At 45.5% G+C, this 895-nt stretch carries 1 protein-coding gene; it reads left to right on the forward strand.

What is annotated here, in order from left to right:
* Window positions 1-35 precede the first annotated feature (35 nt).
* Window positions 36-895 (forward strand): VIT domain-containing protein (locus tag A3757_RS24945; RefSeq protein WP_369819616.1); only part of this gene is annotated, 860 nt, incomplete at its 3' end.

Here is an 895-nt window from a genome sequence, read left to right on the forward strand (position 1 = left end):
TCGCATTTAGCATGATGTCGCAGGCCGCTGGACTCATGTCACCCGCAAACGGTCAGCTACCAGCGTTGGAAATAAAACAACACCATGTAGATGTCACTATCGAGGATGGCTATGCCATTACTTCAGTAACACAATTATTTTTCAACCCGAATGACACCACGCTAGAAGCAATCTACTCCTTCCCCATTCCAGAAAAAGCAGCGGTAGGAGAGTTCACCTATTGGATAGACGGTAAAGCTGTGACTGGCGAGGTGCTTGAGAAAAAACAAGCTCGCGAGATTTATGAGCAAGAAAAAGCACAAGGCAGAGAAACCGCCTTAACAGAACAGGATGAGTATAAATCTTTTGATAGTGCCGTTTACCCGGTTTTGCCAAAGCAAGATGTCAAAATCCGATTAGTCTACATTCAAGCTGTCCATTCAGACCATGGCATTGGCAGTTATGTCTACCCACTTGAAGATGGTGGCGTCGATGAAGAAAAGTTGGCCTTTTGGAGCTACAACGAAGTGGTAACCGAAGCATTCAGCTTCAAGATGAATATAAGATCCTCTTACCCTATTGACGATGTCCGTCTTCCGAAACATCCGCAGGCAATTGTCACCTCAAACACGAATCAGGCATGGCATATATCCATGATGAATGGGCAGGCCGCACAAAACGAAGAAGACTCAAACCCAATCACAGCAAAGCAATCAATCACTAAACTCGATCAAGATATCGTGGTCTACTGGAGACATCAACAAGGCCTGCCAGGCTCGATTGATATGGTCACACACAAAGAACCCGGAAAAGACAAAGGAACCTTTATGATGACCATCACCCCGGGGGATGACTTAAGTAAAATCAACTTGGGGCGAGATTGGATCTTTGTACTGGACTACTCAGGCTCAATGCA

The sequence above is a fragment of the Oleiphilus sp. HI0117 genome (assembly GCF_001635235.1).